This window comes from Bacillus cereus group sp. MYBK216-1 (assembly GCF_051916495.1).
Taxonomy (GTDB): domain Bacteria; phylum Bacillota; class Bacilli; order Bacillales; family Bacillaceae_G; genus Bacillus_A; species Bacillus_A thuringiensis_K.
The window spans coordinates 478,189-501,389 of sequence record NZ_JBQAGT010000004.1 but is presented as its reverse complement, the minus strand read 5'-3'; the positions used below and the strand labels follow the sequence as shown (position 1 = coordinate 501,389).

Genomic DNA, 23,201 nt, shown 5'->3' with positions numbered 1-23,201 from the left:
TTATTTCAAAACGTTTACGAGAAACAGATTACTGCAATTAGAAAAGGGGACATACCTATGAATGAATTGATTTTCGTCTTATTAATTTGTCCATTATTTATCTTTATCGTATCTGTTATTGGAACACGCAAAACGAAAACGTATTACGTAATGCCGATTGTAACGTTTGCTAGTTTTTTAATAATAGGTGTTATCGCCTTTACTCCAAAATTTTTCTTTTGGGTCGGCATGTATAGCATTTTCTCATTTATTGTTTCTTATGTGACTCTATTGTTTGTAAGAGGATATAAGCTTGCAGAAAGCACTAAGTAGTTAAGGAGATTGTAATATGATTTTCTTTAATATTGATGGAACTTTACTTGAATTTTTAACAATAATATAAAAAACGACCGCGTTCCCCCGCGGTCGTTTTTTTGTATTACGCTGTGATCCAAGCTTCGTTAGCTGGATTTTTACGCCACTCTTGTAATTTTTTCGTTTCAGCTTGTCCGATCATACCTTTTTCTGCTGCAACTTCAGTTAATGCACTGTAATCACTTAAAGAATATGATGCTACGTTAGCTGCTTCTAGCTTTTCTTTTCCTGCTTCTAGCTCGTATGTGAAGATTGATACGATTCCTAATACTTCACATCCAGCTTCGCGAAGTGCTTCTACACATGTAATTGCACTACCGCCAGTTGAAATTAAGTCTTCTACTACTACGACTTTTTGACCTTTTTCAGCTTTTCCTTCGATTTGGTTCCCTTTACCGTGCCCTTTTGCTTTACTACGTACGTAGCACATTGGTAAATCCATACGATCGCTTACCCATGCAGCGTGCGCAATACCAGCAGTTGCTGTTCCTGCAATAACTTCTACAGTTGGGAAGTGCTCTTTAATTAACTCTTCTAATCCAGCTGCAATCGCTTGACGTACTTTTGGATAAGATAAAGTTAAACGGTTATCACAATAAATTGGTGATTTCATACCTGAAGACCAAGTGAATGGATCATTCGGTTGTAAAAATACTGCTCCAATTTCTAATAAATGCGATGCGATTTCTTTTTTCATACTGTTACACCTTCCCACTGTTGTTTTACTGTTTTATACGCTTCAAGCGGATTTTCTGCTTTTGTAATACTACGTCCGACTACGATGTAACTTGAACCAAGTTCCCTCGCACGTTTCGGTGTTGCTACGCGCACTTGGTCATTTACATCATCGCTTGCAAGACGAATCCCCGGTGTTACTGTTACAAATTCATTTCCGCATACTTCACGTAATTTTGGAACTTCAAGTGTTGAACAAACAACGCCATCAAGTCCACTTTCTTTCGTTAGTTTTGCATAATGAGCAACCGCTTCTTCTAACGTTTTCTCAATGCCAATCTCTTTTTTCATCATAGCTTCCGAAGTGCTTGTTAGTTGTGTAACTGCAATACAAATCGGTCTCTCTTTTCCTTCTTGCTTACCTTCCTCTAATCCCTCAATCGCAGCTTTCATCATGCTGCTTCCCCCAGCAGCATGAACATTTACCATATCGACATCTAGACTAGCTAAGCTACGCATAGCGCTTTTTACTGTATTCGGAATATCATGAAGTTTTAAATCTAAGAAGATCTTATGTCCCTTTTCTTTTAAGTACGTAATAATCGCAGGGCCTTCTTTGTAAAATAACTCCATACCTACTTTGACAAATAACTCTTCCCCTTCAAAGTGTTGTAAGAATTGTTCTACTTCTTGTTTCCCTGGAAAATCTAGTGCAACGATTAACGACTGTGACATGTTTGCTTCCAGCTCCTTCCTTGACATTCCGAAATGTGATCAAATCCTAACTCATCTAATAATGCTGGTAACTCTTCAATAATTGTCGGACATACGAACGGATCGATAAAGTTCGCTGTACCTACTGCAACTGCGCTTGCGCCAGCATAGAAGAATTCAATTACATCTTCAGCTGTTTCAATACCACCCATTCCGATAATTGGAATGTTAACCGCTTGGCTTACTTCATGGACCATGCGAATTGCTACTGGCTTAATCGCAGGACCTGATAATCCGCCTGTACGGTTTGCTAAAATTGGTTTAGCTGTTTTTAAATCTAGACGCATACCAAGCAATGTATTAATCATCGTTAAACCATCTGCACCTGCATTTTCAATCGCTTTTGCAATTTCCACTATGTTTGCCACGTTCGGTGACAATTTCACGTATACAGGCACTTCAGAAACCTCTTTTACTCGCTTCGTTAAATCAGCAGCAATTTCAGGATTTGTACCAAAGGCGATACCACCTGTTTTTACGTTCGGACAAGAAATGTTTAATTCTAGTGCATGGACATTAGGCGCTTTAGAAATTTCCTTCGCAACCGCTACGTAATCCTCAGCTTGTGAGCCTGCAACGTTCGCAATAATTGGAAGGTCAAATTGTTCTAACCATGGTAATTCCGAATTCATTACTTTGTCTAATCCCGGGTTTTGAAGTCCAATTGCATTTAGCATGCCGCCTGGTGTTTCAGCAACACGAGGCGTTGGATTTCCATAACGTGGTTGTTCTGTCGTCGCTTTAATCATGATTGATCCTAGTACACTTAAATCGTAAAACTGTGCATATTCACGACCAAACCCAAAGCATCCAGATGCCGGTATAATTGGATTTTTTAATGATAATCCTGGTAATTCAACTTGCAATCTGTTCATAGTACAACCTCCCCGATTGGAAATACTGGTCCGTCGCTACACACCTTCTTGTAAGAATGTCCACTTGGATCTTCTTGTAAGTGGCATACACATGCGAAACAAGCTCCAATACCACAACCCATACGCTCTTCTAATGAAATATAGGCTTTTTTCTCTTTGTAACGTCCTTCTAATGCACGAAGCATCGCTAACGGGCCACATGAGTAAAGAATATCAAAGTCGATTCCGTAATTATCAATTACATCTGTGACAAATCCTTTTGTACCGTGTGTACCGTCTACTGTCGCAACGTACGTATCACCAAGTTCTGCAAATTTTTCTTCATAGAAAACAACATCTTTCGTTTGAAAACCTAAGATGTGAATAACACGTACACCCCTTGCAACGAGGCGCTGTGATAATTCATAAAGTGGTGGTACACCAATTCCCCCGCCTACTAATAAAGCTGTTTGGCCAGCTTCTGCTTCTTCTACAGGAAAACCGTTTCCTAATGGTCCCAGTACATCTACCATTTCACCTTGTTTTCTAGTTGCTAATGTTTTTGTCCCTTGTCCTTCGGCACGATATAGCATTGTAAATTCGTTCTTCTCTTGATCTACATTACAAATACTAATTGGGCGGCGCAGAAGGGGCGCAATGCCCTCTGCTACCTTAATGTGTACAAACTGCCCTGGTTCGTTCATTTGCTGTACTAACGTTCCTTGAAGCACTAATTCGTAAATATTTTTTGCGATTTCTTTTTGGTTAACGACGATCATATTTTGCTTTTGCATCATGCATGTACCACCTCGTGACGCTTTGTTTGCGTAATTTCTTTCATTGAATGAGCTGAGAATGTCATAGATTCTAATACTCGTAAGATTGCTCTCGTTGTATCAAGTGATGTTAAGCAAGCTACACCATTTTCTACTGATTCACGGCGAATGCGGAAACCATCACGCGCTGGTTGTTTTCCTTTTGTTAATGTATTGATTACAAACTGCGCTTTTCCTTGACGGATAATATCAAGTAAGTTGTAGTCTTCAGAATCAATTTTGTTTACAACTTGCACTGGAATATTTTGCTCCGCTAACGATTTTGCTGTTCCAGCTGTTGCTAATAAGTTATAACCGATTTCGTGGAAACGTTTTGCAATTTCCATTGCCTCTTCTTTATCTTTATCCGCTACTGTGATAATTACTGATCCGTGCGTTGGGATGTTAATTCCAGAAGCAACTAATCCTTTGTATAATGCTTTTTCAAGTGTTAAGTCTTTACCCATTACTTCCCCTGTTGATTTCATTTCAGGTCCTAATGTTGTATCAACTGAGCGTAGTTTCGCAAACGAGAATACCGGTGCTTTTACATATACTTCTTTCTCTTCTGGGTGATAACCAGTTCCGTATCCTTGCTCAACTAAGTCTTGACCTAAAATAACTTTCGTTGCAACATTCGCCATAGGTACGCCCGTAATTTTACTTAAGAACGGTACTGTACGACTCGCACGTGGGTTTACTTCAATTACGTACACTTGATCTTTGAATACTACAAACTGGATATTTAGTAATCCAACAATGTTTAAACCTTTTCCAAGTGCAATTGTATGTTCAATAATTTGTTCTTTTAGTTTTTCAGATAAGCTTTGTGGTGGGTATACTCCAATTGAGTCACCAGAGTGAACTCCAGCGCGTTCAATATGTTCCATAATACCTGGAATGAATACATTCTCGCCGTCTGAAATTGCATCTACTTCAATTTCTTTACCAACCATGTAACGGTCAATTAATACCGGATGCTCCGCATGAACTTTAACTGCATTTTTCATGTAGTGCAGTAGTTCTTCTTGACGATATACGATTTCCATCGCACGTCCACCTAATACGTAAGATGGTCTTACTAATACTGGGTAACCAATTTCTTCAGCGATTGCTACCGCCTGTTCTACAGTTGTTGCTGTTTTACCAACTGGTTGTGGGATACCTAATTGTGTTAGTGCAGCTTCGAATTTATCACGATCTTCTGCACGGTCTAGATCTTCAAGTGATGTTCCTAAAATTTTCACACCGTGTTCTTCTAGTTTCGCTGCTAAGTTAATTGCCGTTTGTCCACCGAACTGAACGATAACACCTTCTGGTTTTTCTAAATCGATAATGTGCATTACATCTTCAATCGTTAATGGTTCAAAGTATAATTTGTCAGAAATACTGAAGTCTGTTGAAACTGTTTCTGGGTTGTTGTTAATAATAATTGCTTCATATCCAGCTTCTTTAATTGCCCATACTGAGTGAACTGTTGCGTAGTCAAACTCAACACCTTGACCAATGCGGATCGGACCAGATCCTAGAACTACTACACTCTTACGATCTGTTACAATCGATTCATTTTCGTCTGCATATGTGCTGTAGTAATATGGCGTTGCAGATTCAAACTCTGCCGCGCAAGTATCTACCATTTTGAATACTGGCATCATATTATTTTCTTTACGCATATCATAAATTTCGCGCTCCGTTTTGTTCCAAGCTGCTGCAATGTAGTGATCGCTGAAGCCCATTTCTTTTGCAGTTTGTAGTACTTCCATATTTCCTACATTCGCTTTTACTTCACGTTCCATATTTACGATGTTTTCAACTTTTTGTAAGAAGAAGAAGTCCATTTCACACCATTCATTGATTTCTTCTTTCGTTACACCTTGGCGAATTGCTTCTGCTACAATAAACAGTCGTTCATCATCCGCTTTAATGATACGTTTTTTCATCGTTTCTTTATCAAGTTCTTTTAAGTGGTCTAATTCTAAGTGATAAATGCCAAGCTCTAAAGAACGAACTGCTTTTAGTAATGATTCTTCTAAGTTACGTCCGATTGACATAACTTCACCAGTTGCTTTCATTTGTGTTCCAAGCGTTCTGTTCGCTGATTCAAACTTATCAAACGGCCAACGTGGAATTTTTGAAACAACATAGTCTAACGCTGGCTCGAAGCAAGCGTAAGTTTTTTGTGTTACTGGGTTTACGATTTCATCTAACGTTAAACCGACTGCAATTTTTGCTGCTAATTTCGCAATTGGATATCCAGTTGCTTTAGATGCTAGTGCAGATGAACGACTTACACGTGGATTTACTTCGATTACATAGTATTGGAAGCTATATGGATCAAGCGCAAGCTGAACGTTACATCCGCCTTCAATTCCTAGTGCACGAATAATTCGTAATGAAGTGTTACGTAACATTTGATATTCACGGTCGCTTAGCGTTTGGCTCGGTGCTACTACAATCGAATCACCTGTGTGAACACCAACTGGATCGATGTTTTCCATGTTACATACTACAATCGCGTTATCATTTGAATCACGCATTACTTCATATTCAATTTCCTTACAGCCAGCAATACTTTTCTCTAATAAACATTGTGTTACTGGACTATGTTTTAAACCGCTTGTTACGATTTCAATTAGCTCTTCTTCGTTATGGCAAATTCCGCCGCCCGTTCCTCCTAATGTGAACGCTGGTCGAACGATTACTGGATAACCAATTTCATTTACAAATCCATATGCTTCATCAAGGTTATGAATAATTTCACTTGGTGGTGTTGGTTCATTTAAATCTTGCATTAATGTACGGAATAAATCACGATCTTCCGCTTGCTCGATTGCTGATAATTTTGTTCCTAAAATTTCAACTCCGCACTCGTCAAGTACGCCTGATTTTGCAAGTTCAACAGCCATGTTTAAACCTGTTTGACCACCTAATGTTGGTAGGATTGCATCAGGACGTTCTTTACGAATAATACGGCTTACGAATTCTAATGTTAATGGCTCAATGTATACTTTATCTGCTGTTGCAGTATCCGTCATAATTGTTGCTGGGTTAGAGTTAACAAGGATTACTTTGTAACCTTCCTCTTTAAGAGATTGACAAGCTTGTGTGCCAGAGTAGTCAAACTCCGCTGCTTGCCCAATTACAATTGGTCCTGATCCGATTACTAAAATTGTGTTAATGTCTAGGCGTTTTGGCATAACTCTTCCCCTTCTTTCTTGAAGTTTTCAATCATTGTTAAGAAATCTTCGAATAAATCATTTGCATCTTCTGGTCCCGCTGAAGCTTCTGGATGGTATTGTACTGTAAATGCTGGGAACTTCTTATGACGAAGACCTTCTACCGTTCCATCGTTTAAAGCAACATGTGTAATTTCAAGATCTGTATTTTCAACTGATTCTTCTTCTACTGCGTATCCGTGGTTTTGAGATGTAATTGCTACTTTTCCAGTTGCAAGATTTTTTACTGGATGGTTTAAACCACGGTGACCAAATTTCAACTTACTTGTATTTGCACCTGATGCTAGAGCGAACAATTGATGTCCTAGGCAAATTCCGAATAAAGGAACTTTACCGATAATGTCTTTTAACATTTCAATTGCTTCTGGTACATCTTTCGGATCTCCAGGTCCATTACTTAACATAATTCCATCTGGGCTAAGGCGTAAAATTTCTTCTGCTGTTGTGTTGTAAGGAACTACAATTACATCACAGTCACGCTTATTTAATTCTCGTAAAATACCATGTTTCATACCGAAGTCTACTAGTACAACTCGGTGACCACGACCTGGGCTTGGGTATGGATCTTTCGTTGATACGCGTTTTACATGATCTGTAAATACTGTCGCTTTTAATTGGCTTACAATGTACTCTACATCTGCATCCATGTTACAAAGGCGTCCGCGTAATGTACCGTATTGACGAATTTTTCTCGTTAATTTTCTCGTATCAATCCCTGCTAATCCTGGAATATCTCTTTCTTTCAAGTAATCATTTAACGAAATTTCATTACGGAAGTTTGATGGGTGATCACAAATTTCGTTTACGATTAAACCATTTACAGATGGGTGAATGGATTCAAAATCGTCACGGTTAATGCCGTAATTTCCGATTAATGGGTACGTGAATGTTACGATTTGACCGCAATATGATGGATCAGATAATGTTTCTTGATATCCAGTCATTCCTGTTGTAAATACAACCTCACCTGACTTTTCGATTTCGCCTCCGAAACCTGTTCCAATTAATACTGTTCCATCTTCTAAGATAAGTTGTCTTTTCATACTAATGCACTCTCCTTTTGCCATGCGATCTTACCACCAACGATTGTCATTACCGGCCATCCTTGGCATTTCCAACCTGCGAATGGTGTATTTTTTCCTTTTGATAAGAATGTTGTTGGGTCAATCTCTTCTTCTTGTTCTAAATCAATGATTGTAATATCAGCTGCTCTACCTTCTTTTAGGCGACCTGCTTCTAAGCCGAATGTATCAGCTGGCTTTTCTGTTAAGAATTGAATTAACTGTTCTAGCGTAATGACTCCCTTTTTCACAAGGTTTGTGTATAGAAGCGGGAATGCTGTTTCAAAACCAGTAATTCCAAACGGTGCTCTTTCAATTCCTTGTGCTTTCTCTTCCGCTGTATGCGGTGCATGGTCAGTTGCGATCATATCGATCGTTCCATCTAATAAACCTTCAATTAATGCTGCATGGTCTTCTTTTCCACGAAGTGGTGGGTTCATTTTAAAGTTAGGATCAGCTGATGGGATATCATCTTCACATAACACTAGGTGATGCGGTGTTACTTCTGCTGTTACTTTAATTCCAGCGCGTTTCGCATCACGGATTACACGTACAGAACCTTTCGTACTTACGTGACATACGTGATAGTGGCAATCTGCTGCTTCAGCAAGCAGTATATCCCTTGCAATATGTACAGATTCACATACTGATGGGATACCGTTTAATCCGTGTTTCTCAGAAAACTTCCCTTCATGTACACAACCTTTATTAATAAGCGTATTCTCTTCACAGTGCGCAACTACTGCCATATCTAATTTTGCTGCACGTTTCATAGCCGCTAACATCATGCTCGCATCTTGTACGCCTACGCCGTCATCTGTGAAAGCAAATGCTCCAAGTTCTTTTAATGTTTCGAAATCTGTCATTTCAGAACCAGCTTGACGTACTGTAATTGCTCCGTATGGTAGTACGTTAACATGAGCTTTTTCTTCAATACGTTTTTGCAAGTCTTCCATATGTTCTCTGCAATCTGGTACCGGGCGTGTATTTGGCATTGCGCAAATTGTAGTGAATCCACCTTTTGCCGCTGCTAGTGTACCTGTTTCAATTGTTTCTTTATGTTCACCACCTGGTTCACGAAGATGTACGTGTACATCTACTAATCCAGGTGCGATTAACTTTCCGTTCACATCGATTACTTCAGCATTATCTGCCGTAATATTTTCTGCTACCTTAGCGATTTTACCGTCTTGTACGAGAAGATCCGTTGCTACGATTTTTCCTTCTTCATTCATATAACGACCATTTTTAAACAAATAATTCATGTTTCATTCCTCCTAATACATTTGGTAAGGCGCGTTTTAGTACAGCCATTCTTACGTAAACTCCATTTTCCATTTGTTTAAATATGCGTGAACGCTCACACTCAACAAGTTCACTTGCAATTTCAACATCACGGTTTACAGGAGCTGGATGCATAATAATGCTTCCTTCTTTCATACGCTTTTCTCTTTCTACTGTTAATCCGTGTTTCTCATGATATTCTTTCATAATGTCTGTTTCATAATGATCATGACGCTCATGTTGTACACGGAGTAACATCATTACATCAACTTCTGGAACAAGTTCATCTAATGGTTTGTATGTTCCAAATGTGTTGTCTTCATCTTTCCACTCTTCTGGACTTGCAAAGTAAATCGTTGCACCAAGCTTCGTTAATGCTTCTGCATTAGAACGTGCTACTCGGCTATGACGAACATCTCCTACTATTGCAATCTTCAAACCTTCAAATCTTCCAAACTCTTGTTTAATTGTAAGAAGGTCCAGTAGGCACTGTGTTGGGTGGTTTCCGCATCCATCTCCAGCGTTTAAGATTGGAATATTCACCTGATCTTTTAGTTCATCGAAGTAGCGATCTTGCTCGTGGCGGATGACCACTGCTTTTGTTCCGATTGATTCTAGTGTTCTTATCGTATCGTATAGAGTTTCTCCTTTTTGTACGCTAGATGCATCAGCTGAAAAGTTTAAAACATCAAGTCCTAATCTCTTCTCAGCAACTTCAAAGCTAAATCTCGTTCTCGTACTATTCTCAAAGAACAAGTTCGCAACAAAAGTTTGCTCTGTCGTTTTGCTCTCTTTTCCATTCGCAAAATCTTCTGCATCTTTTAGGATTTCTGAAATTTCTACTTCCGATAATTCACTCATCGTTAACAAATGGCTCATCGTCATCCCTCATCTTTCTGATTTTTATGTTACCACTTTTGAATTTTTATAACAACCTTTGCATAAAAATACCCTAGTCATGTGAGACTAGGGTGCAAGAAAGAAGCCACCCTTTTCGGTCTCACAGGACTGAATTAAAAGGTTATTATTATGAAGCAATCTGCTTAGATTGTTTTATTTGTTTCGTTTCCGGTAGTAGTAGATTTAACAGTACACCTACAATTGCTGCTAGTGCCATTCCTTCTACTTGGAATGATTCTCCTACGTGAAGTACCGCTCCACCAATACCGATTACTAATATTACTGATGCAATCATTAGGTTTCGTTTGTCACTTAAATCTGTTTTATCATCTACCATCATGCGTAATCCGCTTGATGCGATTACACCGAATAGTAAGATTGATACACCACCCATAACTGGTGTTGGGATCGAATGAATCAGTGCAGAAATCTTACCGATAAATCCGAACATGATTGCGAATACTGCTGAACCGATGAATAAGTATACACTGTATGCTCTCGTAATTGCTAGCACACCGATGTTTTCACCATACGTTGTATTTGGTGGCCCACCGATTAGTGACGCGATTAATGTTGCTACTCCGTCACCGAAGATTGAACGGTGTAAACCTGGTTTTTCAATTAAATCTCTTTTAATAACATTTCCAAGAACAATTTGATGTCCGATATGTTCTGATATTGTTACTAGTGCAACTGGTACCATCAAGAGTACAATCTTCCATGAAAACTCTGGTGTGTATGTTACAAATGGTACTGTGAAATCTGGTACAACAAACCATTTTGCCTCAGCTACCGGCTTTAAGTCTACTAGCCCTTGGAAGTAAGCGAAGATATATCCGCCGATAATGCCAAGTAACACTGGTATTATACTGAAAAATCCTCTTCCAAATATCGAGCATATAATTGTAATTGCTAATGTTACTAACGCTACTGAAAAATGTGTAAAGCTATATTTGCCATCCGCATCGTTCATCGCCATGTTAACTGCTGTATGTGCTAAAGCTAGACCGATTACCATTACTACTGGACCAACTACGATTGGTGGTAGTAATTTCATAATCCACTCTGATCCTGATTTCTTAATTCCGAGTGAGATTAAAATGTACACAAGTCCTGCTAGCAAACCACCAAGCATTGCCGCTCCCGGTCCACCTGCCGTTTTGGCTGTTATAATCGGTGCGATAAAGGCGAATGATGATCCTAGATAAGCAGGTACTTGGCCTTTCGTTATAAGAAGGAACGCTAACGTTCCTAATCCACTTGATATTAATGCTACTGATGGATTCAATCCTGTTAAAAATGGAACAAGCACTGTTGATCCAAACATCGCGAACAAATGTTGTATACTTAAAAATAACCATTTTCCCGGTTTCGGTACTTCATTAACGTCTAACACTGGCTTTTGTTCCATTGTTACATCCTCCTTCAGTTTAAATCTTTGCAATAAAAAAACTCTTTGTGCCTGTGCACAAAGAGTCCTACACTTTCGTATGCCAAATTTGACATATGAAAGCCAAGACCCTTTGGCAGCCTCACAGGACTACATTTAAAAGGGCTTTACTTATCGTATATGCTTACTCGATCTTGTTGATCTGTCTCTTGCAAATCAACTTCGATACGCTCTTCACTTGATGTTGGAATGTTCTTCCCTACATAATCAGCGCGAATTGGTAATTCGCGATGACCTCTATCAACAAGAACCGCCAATTGGATTTGAGATGGTCTACCTAAATCCATAAGAGCATCCATTGCTGCTCGAACTGTTCTTCCTGTATATAATACGTCATCCACAAGGATAACTTTTTTCTTCGTAATATCTACAGGGATATCAGAACCTTTTACAAGTGGTTCTTTATTTTTCGATTGTAGTGTTAAATCATCACGATATAACGTAATGTCTAACTCTCCAACTTCCATTTCTTTTCCTTCAATTTGACCAATTCGTTCTGCCAAACGTTGTGCAATAAAAATTCCACGAGTTTTAATTCCGACAAGAACACAATTATCGACACCTTTATTTCGTTCCACGATTTCATGACTAATTCGTGTTAAAGCGCGGCGAATCATTTGGTCATCTAAAACGACAGCTTTCTCTTGCATGCTCTACACCTCCAAGCTTTTTTCTTGCGTGAGAGTAATGGTATAAAAAAAGTCCTCTCAGCGTGTGCGAGAGGACTTTTGAAAAAAGGGTACAACATACCCTAAGTATTTCAAACCGTTACCTTCTCAACCTCACGGGGCTGTGTTAAAGGATCATTATTTAACTGTTGTCAGTATCTCAGTTTTCTTATGATTTGTCAATACTATTTTCGTAAAATATTTAATGCGTCTTCAAACACTTCTGGAATTGGTGCCTCAAACTGAATATATTCACCAGTACGAGGATGATCAAAGCCTAAAATACCCGCATGAAGTGCTTGTCCATTCATATCTAACGTTTTCTTCGGACCATACTTCGGATCTCCTGCAAGTGGATAGCCAATATATTTCATATGAACACGAATTTGGTGCGTACGTCCCGTTTCTAAGCGACATTCTACAAGTGTAAAGTCTTTAAAGCGTTCTAACACTTGGAAGTGCGTAACAGCGTTCTTACCATTTTCATCAACTGTCATACTTTGACGCTCTTTCTTATCACGAGCAATCGGAGCATCAATCGTTCCCTTATCATGCGGAATCACACCGTGTACAATCGCTTTGTAACGTCTCGTTACTGTTTTTGCTACAAGCTGATTTACAAGCGATTCATGTGCCATATCATTTTTAGCAACCATTAATAGTCCAGATGTATCTTTATCAATACGATGCACGATACCTGGACGCATTATACCGTTAATGCCTGATAAGTCTGTACAATGGTGCATGAGGCCGTTTACAAGTGTACCACTTGTATGCCCTGGTGCTGGATGTACAACCATACCACGTGGCTTATTTACAACAAGCACATCTGCATCTTCATAATAAATTTCTAAATTTAAATCTTCTGGTTGAATATCTAACTCTTCTGGTTCAGGAATTGTTACTGTAATTTCATCTTCTTCTTTTACTTTATAATTTCCTTTTACAGCTTTCCCGTTTACTGTCACAACGTCATCTTTAATCCATTGCTGCACTTGCGTACGTGACCATTCGTTATTTATCCCTGCAACGAATTTATCAATTCGCTCGTTTTTTTGCTCTGCTGCAACTGTTACTTGTACTACTTCACTCATTCAATTACTCCTTCGCTTTCTTGCCTTCTAATAATGTTTGAATAATAATTAATACAACACCAATACATAATGCTGAATCAGCTATATTGAATACTGGATAGTTGTACGAGAAAATATACACGTGAATGAAATCCACTACTTCTTGTCTAAATACACGATCAATAAAGTTACCAATTGCCCCGCCCAAAATTAGGCCTAACGAAATACCTAGAAGCTTGTCTGTTTTCGCATACTTTTTCATATAAAATACAATAAATACTACAAAAACAACTGTAATAATGTAGAAGAACCACATTTTATTTTCTAAAATACCCCAAGCAGCACCTCTATTTCGATGTGATGTTATGTATAATACATTGTCGATAATCGGAATACTCGTACCCAATTCCATGTTCTTTACAATTAACCACTTCGATATTTGATCGATAGCAATGACGAATAACGCTATTACATAATATATCATTTTCATTTCCCCCACAAAGACAGTGTACCTCAAAATTTTAGCATAGCTGCTACCTTTTCACAATGAACCTTTATAGAAGAATAAAATAAATTAAAAAAAGGTAATATAATATCGTTGTGCGTATTCATACATTTACCTTTTCATAGAAGAATTCATGAATCGTACGGGCAGTCGGCATTGTCTTCATTTGCTTTGTCGAAATTAATCTCCCCGTCTCTTCACAAATACCATACATGTCTATTTCCATCTTAAATAATGCGCGTTCTACATCCTTTAAATCCTCTTTTATATCATGTAATAGCAATTTTTTCTTTATCTCTTCCTTAATTTCATATCCAAGTTCTTGGCTGAACTCGACATCATATTTGTGCATTACTTCTTTAGCTAGTCTCTCTTGCAACTCTTTTCTCATCAATTGCAATTCTTCTTTTATTTCCATGTAAATTTCATTCACGTGTACATTCCTCCTAGCTGTAATGTACAGTTAGTGTGTCCGAAATTTATTTGCTTACCTCACACACATTTTTCCTTCACAGGAAAGAGTCTGAAAGTGATTTTGATATACCATCAACAAAAAAACTGACTGCATCAATAGCAGTCAGCTTTTTTATTATTTTACATAGTTTTCTTTAACAACTGTTGCACAACGCTCACATAATGTTTCATGTTCAGTATCTTTACCAATTGTTTCTGAAACTACCCAACAACGTTCACATATTTCACCAGTTGCTTGGGCAACAACAACCGCTGTATGTTCATACTTCGGTGCATCTGCTGGCGCTTCATCCATCATACCACCAAGTTTATACTCAGAAACGATGAATAATTGCTTTAAGTCTTCGCTAATAGACTCCAACATAACTTTCATTTCTGCAGTTGGATATAGTGTAATGCTTGCATTTAATGACTTACCGATTACTTTTTCATTACGAGCTACTTCTAGTGCTTTTAACACGTCATCACGTAATGTCATAAATGCATCCCATTTTGTTTTTAACGCTTCCGCGTCATCTAATTGTACAGCTTCTGGCATATCAGTTAATTGTACACTTTCTTCTGTTACGCCTGGAATATATGGCCATACTTCATCAGCTGTATGCGGTAAGATTGGTGTTACAAGTTTCGTTAACGCAACAAGAACATCATATAATACAGTTTGAATTGCACGACGATCTTCGTGGTTTGCACCTTCAATGTATAAAATGTCTTTTGCAAAGTCTAAATAGAATGAACTTAAATCAATTGTACAGAAGTTATGAATTGCATGATACACAGCAGCGAAGTCGTATGTCTCATATGCTTCTTTAACTTTTGTAATTAAGTCATTTAATTTCACTAACATGTAACGATCTACTTCACGAAGTTCAGCTACAGCTACTGCATTTTCACTTGGATTAAAGTCGTCTAAGTTTCCTAATAAGAAACGGAATGTGTTACGGATTTTACGATACACTTCTGCTACTTGTTTTAAAATATCATCTGAAATACGTACGTCAGATTGATAGTCAACAGAAGATACCCATAAGCGTAAAATGTCTCCACCTAATTGATCCATAATTTTCTTCGGTACGACGATGTTTCCAATCGACTTACTCATTTTACGTCCTTCACCGTCTAGTACGAAACCGTGGCTTAATACGCCTTTATATGGTGCTTTACCTGTTACAGCAACTGCTGTTGATAATGAAGAGTTAAACCAACCACGATACTGGTCAGATCCTTCTAAATATAAATCAGCTGGACGCTGTAAATCTTCGCGCTCTTCTAATACCGCTTGGTGAGAAGAACCTGAATCGAACCATACATCCATGATGTCTGTTTCTTTACGGAATTCGCCATTTGGGCTACCCGGATGTGTAAACCCTTCTGGTAATAGATCTTTCGCTTCACGCTCGAACCATACGTTAGAACCGTGTTCACGGAATAAATCTGCTACATGGTTAATTGTTTCATCCGTAATAATTGGATCACCATTCTCAGCATAGAATACCGGAATTGGCACACCCCATGCACGCTGACGAGAAATACACCAGTCACCACGGTCACGAACCATATTATGAAGACGAGTTTCTCCCCATGCTGGTACCCATTTTGTTTCCGCTACAGCTTCTATTAATTCTTTACGGAATGCTTCAATAGACGCAAACCACTGTGCTGTCGCACGGAAAATAATTGGTTTTTTCGTTCTCCAATCATGTGGGTATGAATGTGTAATGAATGTTAGTTTCAGTAACGCGCCTACTTCTTCTAATTTTTCTGTAATTGGTTTGTTAGCTTTATCATAGAATAAGCCTTCAAATCCAGGTGCTTCATTTGTTAACACACCTTTATCATCGACTGGGCAAAGTACTTCTAATCCATACTTTTTACCAACAACGAAGTCATCTTCCCCGTGTCCTGGTGCTGTATGAACACAACCTGTACCTGCATCTGTTGTTACGTGATCTCCTAGCATAACTAATGAATCACGATCGTAGAATGGGTGTTTTGCAACTGTGTACTCAAGTTCGCTACCTTTTACTGTTTTCACAACTTCAGCATTTTCCCACTCTAACGTTTTTGCAACTGTCTCAAACAGCTCAGAAGCAATGATATATTTCTCATCATTTACTTTTACAATGCTATATTCAAGCTCTGGGTGAACAGAAATACCTAAGTTTGCAGGTAATGTCCAAGGTGTTGTTGTCCAAATGATGTACTTTTCATCACCTTCTAATACGTTCTTTCCATCTTTTACAGGGAATGCTACGTAAATAGATGCTGATTTTTTATCTTGATATTCAATTTCAGCTTCCGCTAAAGCAGATTCACTCGTTGGAGACCAGTAAACTGGTTTTTGACCTTTATAGATATAACCTTTTTTCGCCATGTCACCAAACACTTTAATTTGTTGTGCTTCATAAGCTGGCTCTAAAGTAATATATGGATTATCCCAATCTGCACGTACACCTAGACGCTTAAATTGTTCACGTTGACGTTCTACTTGTTCATATGCATACTCTGCACATAACTTACGGAACTCAGCAACTGTCATTTCTTTACGTTTTACACCTTTATTTGTTAAAGCTTGTTCAATTGGTAAACCGTGCGTATCCCATCCTGGAACATATGGTGCACTAAAACCAGTCATTGATTTATAACGAACAATAAAGTCTTTTAATACTTTATTTAATGCATGTCCCATATGAATGTCACCATTCGCATATGGAGGTCCATCATGCAATACAAATAAAGGACGACCTTTTGTATGTTCTTGTACTTTTTCGTAAATATTCATTTCAGCCCATTTTTCTTGCATTGCAGGCTCACGTTTTGGTAAATTCCCACGCATTGGGAACTCAGTTTTTGGCATCAGTAATGTATTTTTGTACTCCATGCTCAATTCCTCCTTACATGTATAAAAGAAATACTTAAAAAACGGAATAAAAAAGAGACCTTCTCATCCCAAAAAGGGACGAGAAAGTCTCCCGCGGTACCACCCTAGTAGATCATATACATATGTATAGAATCCTCTTTATATTCTTAACGCGAATACACGCCTACGCTTACTCTATTTGTTCAGCGCGGAACTCCAGGGTGATATTCCCACTATCTCCTTATCCTGAGCTTACACCATCCTCAGTTCGCTATATAAGGTTTGAAAAGGTACTTATCCCTATCTTCGTTTTTCTTAATAAATATGTTGTTTAAAATTATATGTAATAATGAGAAAAACGTCAAGCTTACACTGTTTCTTCTTTTTTCAACAGTTCATCTACTTCGTCTTCTAATTCAATTAGTTTATCCCAATCATCGTTGTTTAACATCTCAAGCTGTGTTTCTAATAACATACGGAAACGAGTTCGGAATACTTTCGCTTGTTTCTTTAGCTCTTCAATATCAAAAGCAACTTTTCTTGATTTTACTAATGCTTCGTTAATAATACGATCAGCATTCTTTTCAGCTTCACGCACAATTAATTTCGCTTCTTTTTGCGCATTACGTTTTACTTCTTCCGCTGCTTCTTGTGCAACAACGATAGATTTGTTTAACGTATCTTCAATATTAGAGAAATGATCTAACTTCCCTTCTAACTGCGCAACTTTTTCTTCTAAAGCTTTTTTCTCACGAATGACCAATTCATAATCTTTGATAATTTGATCAAGAAACTCATTTACTTGATCTTCATCATAGCCACGGAATCCGCGACCAAATTCTTTGTTATGAATATCTAATGGTGTTAACGGCACAACGCCACCTCCAAGTAGTTATCTAAATTTCCTCTTTCAATTATATCTTTTCTTCGACAAAATAGGAGGATTTCCTTCTAAAAAACCAATCATTTTAGTATACCATACAAAATTCTCCATTTGTCGCGTTTTGTTCTACCTTCTACAGAAAATAATTTACTTCGGCCATATCCTCTAACAGAAAAAACATCTCCTGGATAACATTCATACGAAGTTTGCTCCACTGTTTTCCAATTGACTTTTACTAAACCATTTTTTATGAAAGGTTGTACTTTCTGTCTAGATAAATGTAACATTTCAGCTAACATAACATCTAAACGAAGTGAAGAAACCGTTCCAGATTTCTCTCCCCACGTTTCATGTATCTGTAGAATTTTTTCTCCTTGCACTGACGCTAAAGAGACTTTTACTTTCCCTATTGATTGTAAGTTCATCTCAATATACGATACAATTTCTTTCGCAACTACAATTTGGGCACGATTTTCTTGCAGCAAAATATCACCACATTTTTCTCTTGTTAAACCAAGAGACATAAATGTACCTAATATTTGCCTATGTTCTAGCGTATAAAACTTGGAAGGATAGTCAATTTCTAATACTTCTACTTGAAATTCTTCTTCATTTAATTCTAGATAGTCTGGATAAATAAGTGCTCTTTTACGCTCTGCATTAGGCGTTGCACCACCAAATTGCACAGCAACATCACCTTGTCCTATTACCATAGAAACAATTTGTTGTTGCCTAGGATCAAGAAAATCCGTTAACTTCACTTGATGGTACTCCGCCGCTCGCTTCCACTCTAGCACTTTATCCACAAAGACCTCCTCATCAGGCCTAAAATGTTCGTAGATGCTCATGTATTTACCTTCTTACTATAAGAAATAGCTTAATAAACTGAACAAACCAGTTTTAGCAAGTTTCAACGCAAAGATTGCAACGATTGGAGAAATATCAATCATTCCAAGCGGCGGAATAAAGCGGCGGAATGGTTCTAAATACGGTTCACAAATACGTGCCAGGAACTCTCCAAAAGATGATTCCTTTGCACCAGGAAACCATGATAGGAGAATGTAAATAATAAGTGCCCACGAGTAAATCTCGATAGCATAACTTAACACTATAAAAACTGTTGTCATGGCGTATTACCACCTCTTTATATTTGTTTCTTCTTCTTCACCGAATAACTCTGAAATTGCACCAACAATATCTACATTTTCAGGTGTACACATAAATGTTTTCGGTCCTATTTTTTGAATGTCCCCGCCTATAGCGTATACAGTACCACTTAAAAAGTCAACGATACGCACCGCTTGATCAGTAGACATTCTCTGCAAATTAATTACAACAGCTCGTCTACCTTTTAAGTGGTCCGCAATCCCTTGCGCTTCCGAATATGTGCGTGGTTCTAATAAAACAACTTTTGAAGATTGTTTTGCTGTTTCAATACTAACAACATTTTGCTTCGGTTGTGCTTTCGGAAACGTAACGTCTTGTTGTTCTGGTGGATCTTGCTGCTTTTTCATGTCTGTTTGCTCCTTTTCATAACCATATTGAGCTGCTTCTTTTTCTTCCGGTGTATCAAAAAAGAAGTATTTTACTTTTGACCAACTCATAATAAGATTCTCCTTCCTTTTACGCTTTTCCTACTAAAATCGTTCCCAAACGAATATATGTAGCCCCTTCTTCAATTGCAATCGTGTAATCGTTGGACATTCCCATTGATAATTCTTTACATGGCGCATGTAATAACTCTAGCTCCTGCACCTCTGTTTGCAGCATACGTAATTCCTTAAAACAGCGTCTGATTTCTTCCTCTTCTTCTGTAAATGGAGCCATCGTCATTAGTCCAACCACTTCAATTTTATCGAATTCTTGCAAACTTTGAATAAAAGAAACAACCTCTTCTATTGCCAATCCTTGCTTCGATTCTTCAGATGAGGTTTTCACTTGAATAAAGCATTTTACTTTCTTATCAGCACGTTTCTGAATTTCTTTCGCCAGGGAAAGACGATCTAACGAATGTAAATAATCAATTTCATTAATAATTTCTTTTACTTTTCTCGTTTGTAATGAGCCAATAAAGTGCCAATTAACTTTTGAACCGAAATGCTCGTATTTCTGTAAGAAACCTTCATTTCTATTTTCACCTAAATCGATAATTCCAGCTTCAATTACTTCGTTTGTTTTTTCAATCCCTACAGTTTTTGTAACTGCAACAAGTTTAATATCTTGCAACGAACGTCCAGCTCGAGCGCAAGATTCTTTAATAGCTTCGTTTACAATTACTAAATTTTCTTGTACTGTCACTTGCTTCCTTCCTCCTTAAAACCTATGAAACTCAACATTCTTCCTGTCTTACCTTGATCACGACGATGAGAGAAAAATAGTTGCTCTTCACAGCTTGTACAAAGAGATGACATTACAATATGCTCTTCTTTTATGCCTGCTTGTACACATAATATACGATTAATTTCTTTTAAATTAATTGCGTACTGCCCGTCAGAAATTTTTTGATGAGGAACAGCACCGCTAACTACTTCCTGTGCTGCTGTTAATACACGATCATCCACAACATAACAACAAGATCCGATCGACGGCCCAATTGCAACATGAATTTCATCACTTGAAATACCTTCTGCATCCCACTTTTGAATCATTTCCTTTGCAATCTCTTGTACAGTGCCTTTCCATCCAGCATGCGCAAGTCCTATCATACCATGTGATGGTGCATAAAAATAGAGCGGAACACAATCCGCGTAACAAGACGTTAACAGAACATCTTCATTACTCGTATAAATGCCATCTGTTTTTGAAATGCCGTCCTCATATGAATAGACGCCACTTCCCTTTTCCTGTTGCCCTACTTTTTCAACATGATGAGCATGAACTTGTTCAGAGCAAATCCAGTTTTCTAATGGTTTTTGTAACTTATTTGCTAAAATGCGTCTGTTTTCATGAACGTTCTCCACGATATCATTCACATGTAATCCTAAATTCATCGTATGAAAGGAGCCCGTACTTATCCCACCATCTTTTGTCGTAAATCCAGCAGTAATGTTTCCAAGTTCTTTCCACGCTTGTAAATACAGTATACCGTCCACATATTTAAATGGTTCTCTCATAATAAAGCGGCTCCTTTTAATTAAAATAACAGAAAAAAGCATGGTACTTCCTGTCTATTTTACCATACTTTTATTTTTTCATAATCCTAACAGAAAAAAAAGAGGAATTTGTAATATTCTTTATGAAATTGTCGGTGTTTGTATTGATTCTGTTACAGTATTAACAGGATTTACTCTTACAAGTATGACATCCTCTCCAATCTTCACAATTTCCTTCCAAGGAATTACAATCTCAACATCTTTTCCAAAAATACCTAGCATACGTGTCTGTTTGGAAATAATAACAGAACAAACTTTCCCTGTGTTCATATCAATTTCAATATCTCCAATATTCCCAATCCTTTTTCCATCTGAAATATTTATAACATCCTTCATCTGTAACTCTGAAATTCGTATCACCATTTTTATCCTCTCCCTTATATGACGAATTGGAAACTGTTTCTCATATTTACAGGAAGCCACCTATACGAAACACCATACTAGTTTCATTATATGAACACTAATCCCCTACTATGAGCACAAACTATATTACATATAAAAAGGTCTCACCATAATTGGTGAGACCTTATCCTTGAATCGTTTTATTCATTTGTTTAATGGCTGACTTCTCTAAACGTGATACTTGCGCTTGCGAAATCCCAATTTCTTCTGCAACTTCCATCTGTGTCTTTCCTTGGAAGAAACGTTTTCTAATAATCATTTTCTCTCTATCATTTAAACGCTTCATTCCTTCTTTCAATGCTAATTCTTCAACCCACTGCTCGTCCTTTTGTTTTTCATCACTTAACTGATCCATAACAAAGATAGGATCTCCTCCATCATTATAAATCGGTTCAAATAATGAAACTGGGTCTTGAATCGCATCTAAAGCAAATACTATCTCTTCATGAGTTACTTCTAGCACTTTTGCAATATCCATTGCTGTTGGTTCTTTTGAATTTTCTGCAATCAACTTTTCTCTTACTTGCAAAGCTTTATACGCAATATCTCGCAATGAGCGCGATACGCGAATCGGATTATTATCACGCAAATATCTGCGTATTTCCCCAATAATCATCGGCACAGCATACGTTGAAAATTTTACATTTTGGCCTAAATCAAAATTATCAATTGATTTCATAAGTCCGATGCAACCAACTTGAAATAAATCGTCAACATATTCTCCTCTGTTATTAAATCTTTGGATGACGCTCAGTACAAGACGTAAGTTTCCATTCACTAATTTTTCTCTTGCGCTTATCTCTCCACTTTGCATTTCACGAAATAATTTACGCATCTCTTCATTTTTTAATACTGGAAGTTTAGCTGTATCAACACCGCAAATTTCTACTTTGTTTCTCGTCAAAGTGTTCCCTCCTATCGGGAGTTGCTGTACAGTGTAAAGTATTTCCTTTGAAGGGGATTTTATGCATGTGGTTTTTTCATGATTTGTTATTTAAATTATCTTTCCTAATACAACTAAATAGAATAAGACCAGCCTACATAACGGCTGGTCTTATTCTTTACACCATTTTATTAAATTCTTTTCGTAATCTTTTTATAATTCTTTTTTCTAAACGCGAAATGTATGACTGTGAAATCCCAAGCATATCAGCCACATCTTTTTGCGTCTTTTCCTCTCCTCCAGCAAGCCCAAACCGAAGTTCCATAATTTGTTTTTCACGATCATTTAATTGGTGTAATGCTTTCATTAAAAGGTGACGATCTACAGTAGCTTCTAAATCTTTTGTAATAATATCATCATCTGTACCTAACACGTCAGACAATAACAGTTCATTCCCATCCCAATCAATGTTTAGCGGTTCATCAAAAGAAACTTCCGAACGATTTTTGTTATTTCGACGTAAATGCATTAAAATTTCATTTTCTATACAACGAGATGCATATGTTGCTAATTTTATTTTCTTTTCCGGATTAAATGTATTTACAGCTTTAATAAGGCCGATTGTTCCTATACTAATCAAATCTTCAATATTTATCCCTGTATTTTCAAACTTTCTTGCTATATATACAACGAGCCTTAAGTTACGTTCAATGAGTAATGACCTTGCTGCCTGATCTCCTTTTGGCAATTTATTCAAAAGAACTTCCTCTTCTTCTTTTGTTAACGGTGGTGGCAACGCTTCGCTTCCACCAATATAATAAATTTCATCGGTCTTAATTCCTAATTTCAGCAATACTTTATACCAAAGGTATACTAAATAAAATTTTAATTTCATCAT

24 protein-coding genes and 1 other annotated feature are annotated in these 23,201 nt (G+C 37.5%); of the genes, 1 reads left to right on the top strand and 23 read right to left on the bottom strand.

Translation table 11 applies throughout. The features are described from left to right. Nucleotides 1-57: 57 nt before the first annotated feature. Nucleotides 58-312: a YbeF family protein gene (locus ACTFRH_RS17160; RefSeq protein WP_001003920.1), complete on the top strand. Its 255-nt coding sequence runs from the start codon at nt 58-60 to the stop codon at nt 310-312. A 106-nt stretch (nt 313-418) separates the two neighbouring features. On the opposite strand, the gene pyrE is transcribed toward ACTFRH_RS17160, so the two are convergent. From pyrE to sigE, 23 genes are all read right to left on the bottom strand, one after another. After that, nucleotides 419-1,051, bottom strand: coding sequence for an orotate phosphoribosyltransferase (pyrE, locus tag ACTFRH_RS17155; RefSeq protein ID WP_000711449.1), 633 nt, complete (start codon nt 1,049-1,051; stop codon nt 419-421). Next, entirely contained in the window at nt 1,048-1,764 is a 717-nt protein-coding gene (pyrF, locus tag ACTFRH_RS17150; RefSeq protein ID WP_000083512.1) for an orotidine-5'-phosphate decarboxylase, read from the bottom strand. The genes pyrE and pyrF overlap by 4 nt, the downstream gene beginning before the upstream one ends. Further along, nucleotides 1,749-2,678: a dihydroorotate oxidase B catalytic subunit gene (gene pyrD / locus ACTFRH_RS17145; protein ID WP_001081049.1), complete on the bottom strand. Its 930-nt coding sequence runs from the start codon at nt 2,676-2,678 to the stop codon at nt 1,749-1,751. Before pyrD ends, pyrF begins: the two co-directional genes overlap by 16 nt. After that, nucleotides 2,675-3,454 carry a dihydroorotate oxidase B electron transfer subunit gene (gene pyrK, locus ACTFRH_RS17140; RefSeq protein ID WP_000983365.1) on the bottom strand — a complete coding sequence of 260 codons (780 nt, stop codon included), beginning with the start codon at nt 3,452-3,454 and terminating at the stop codon, nt 2,675-2,677. Before pyrK ends, pyrD begins: the two co-directional genes overlap by 4 nt. Beyond that, on the bottom strand, nt 3,451-6,669 hold the full coding sequence (gene carB / locus ACTFRH_RS17135) for a carbamoyl-phosphate synthase large subunit (protein WP_001126102.1): 3,219 nt from the start codon (nt 6,667-6,669) through the stop codon (nt 3,451-3,453). The genes pyrK and carB overlap by 4 nt, the downstream gene beginning before the upstream one ends. Then, on the bottom strand, nt 6,654-7,751 hold the full coding sequence (locus ACTFRH_RS17130; RefSeq protein ID WP_000828675.1) for a carbamoyl phosphate synthase small subunit: 1,098 nt from the start codon (nt 7,749-7,751) through the stop codon (nt 6,654-6,656). The genes carB and ACTFRH_RS17130 overlap by 16 nt, the downstream gene beginning before the upstream one ends. Continuing rightward, nucleotides 7,748-9,034: a dihydroorotase gene (pyrC, locus tag ACTFRH_RS17125; RefSeq protein WP_001108367.1), complete on the bottom strand. Its 1,287-nt coding sequence runs from the start codon at nt 9,032-9,034 to the stop codon at nt 7,748-7,750. The genes ACTFRH_RS17130 and pyrC overlap by 4 nt, the downstream gene beginning before the upstream one ends. Then, nucleotides 9,018-9,932: an aspartate carbamoyltransferase gene (pyrB, locus tag ACTFRH_RS17120; protein ID WP_000018849.1), complete on the bottom strand. Its 915-nt coding sequence runs from the start codon at nt 9,930-9,932 to the stop codon at nt 9,018-9,020. The genes pyrC and pyrB overlap by 17 nt, the downstream gene beginning before the upstream one ends. Before the next feature lie 148 nt (nt 9,933-10,080). Then, nucleotides 10,081-11,364: a uracil permease gene (uraA, locus tag ACTFRH_RS17115; protein WP_000435923.1), complete on the bottom strand. Its 1,284-nt coding sequence runs from the start codon at nt 11,362-11,364 to the stop codon at nt 10,081-10,083. A 146-nt stretch (nt 11,365-11,510) separates the two neighbouring features. Continuing rightward, on the bottom strand, nt 11,511-12,053 hold the full coding sequence (pyrR, locus tag ACTFRH_RS17110) for a bifunctional pyrimidine operon transcriptional regulator/uracil phosphoribosyltransferase (protein ID WP_001156491.1): 543 nt from the start codon (nt 12,051-12,053) through the stop codon (nt 11,511-11,513). A 203-nt stretch (nt 12,054-12,256) separates the two neighbouring features. After that, the gene (locus tag ACTFRH_RS17105) at nt 12,257-13,165 is read right to left on the bottom strand and encodes an RluA family pseudouridine synthase (protein WP_000005828.1); all 909 of its coding nucleotides are present in this window, start codon (nt 13,163-13,165) and stop codon (nt 12,257-12,259) included. 4 nt (nt 13,166-13,169) lie between these two features. Then, a complete protein-coding gene (gene lspA, locus ACTFRH_RS17100; RefSeq protein ID WP_000642180.1) occupies nt 13,170-13,628 on the bottom strand; it encodes a lipoprotein signal peptidase LspA in 459 nt (152 codons plus the stop codon). 124 nt (nt 13,629-13,752) lie between these two features. Further along, a complete protein-coding gene (locus ACTFRH_RS17095) occupies nt 13,753-14,082 on the bottom strand; it encodes a molecular chaperone DnaK (RefSeq protein ID WP_001002956.1) in 330 nt (109 codons plus the stop codon). A gap of 156 nt (nt 14,083-14,238) precedes the next feature. Then, on the bottom strand, nt 14,239-17,004 hold the full coding sequence (gene ileS2 / locus ACTFRH_RS17090; RefSeq protein WP_000455955.1) for an isoleucine--tRNA ligase: 2,766 nt from the start codon (nt 17,002-17,004) through the stop codon (nt 14,239-14,241). Nucleotides 17,005-17,075: 71 nt separating this feature from the next. Further along, nucleotides 17,076-17,299 (bottom strand) — a binding site (T-box leader). A 51-nt stretch (nt 17,300-17,350) separates the two neighbouring features. Then, a complete protein-coding gene (gene divIVA / locus ACTFRH_RS17085; protein ID WP_001131611.1) occupies nt 17,351-17,857 on the bottom strand; it encodes a septum site-determining protein DivIVA in 507 nt (168 codons plus the stop codon). A gap of 89 nt (nt 17,858-17,946) precedes the next feature. After that, entirely contained in the window at nt 17,947-18,714 is a 768-nt protein-coding gene (locus tag ACTFRH_RS17080; protein ID WP_002164155.1) for an RNA-binding protein, read from the bottom strand. A gap of 15 nt (nt 18,715-18,729) precedes the next feature. After that, entirely contained in the window at nt 18,730-18,993 is a 264-nt protein-coding gene (locus ACTFRH_RS17075) for a YggT family protein (protein WP_000214233.1), read from the bottom strand. 6 nt (nt 18,994-18,999) lie between these two features. Then, nucleotides 19,000-19,470, bottom strand: a complete 471-nt coding sequence (locus tag ACTFRH_RS17070; RefSeq protein ID WP_000119129.1) for a cell division protein SepF — start codon at nt 19,468-19,470, stop codon at nt 19,000-19,002. Between the two features lie 19 nt (nt 19,471-19,489). Then, a complete protein-coding gene (locus tag ACTFRH_RS17065) occupies nt 19,490-20,164 on the bottom strand; it encodes a YggS family pyridoxal phosphate-dependent enzyme (RefSeq protein ID WP_000218005.1) in 675 nt (224 codons plus the stop codon). Then, entirely contained in the window at nt 20,161-20,979 is an 819-nt protein-coding gene (pgeF, locus tag ACTFRH_RS17060; RefSeq protein ID WP_001209016.1) for a peptidoglycan editing factor PgeF, read from the bottom strand. Before pgeF ends, ACTFRH_RS17065 begins: the two co-directional genes overlap by 4 nt. Nucleotides 20,980-21,099: 120 nt before the next feature. Beyond that, entirely contained in the window at nt 21,100-21,381 is a 282-nt protein-coding gene (locus ACTFRH_RS17055) for a YlmC/YmxH family sporulation protein (protein WP_000236748.1), read from the bottom strand. Nucleotides 21,382-21,544: 163 nt separating this feature from the next. After that, nucleotides 21,545-22,324 (bottom strand): RNA polymerase sporulation sigma factor SigG, encoded by a 780-nt coding sequence (sigG, locus tag ACTFRH_RS17050; protein WP_000197755.1) that lies wholly within the window; start codon nt 22,322-22,324, stop codon nt 21,545-21,547. A 157-nt stretch (nt 22,325-22,481) separates the two neighbouring features. After that, nucleotides 22,482-23,201 carry an RNA polymerase sporulation sigma factor SigE gene (gene sigE / locus ACTFRH_RS17045; protein ID WP_000976948.1) on the bottom strand — a complete coding sequence of 240 codons (720 nt, stop codon included), beginning with the start codon at nt 23,199-23,201 and terminating at the stop codon, nt 22,482-22,484.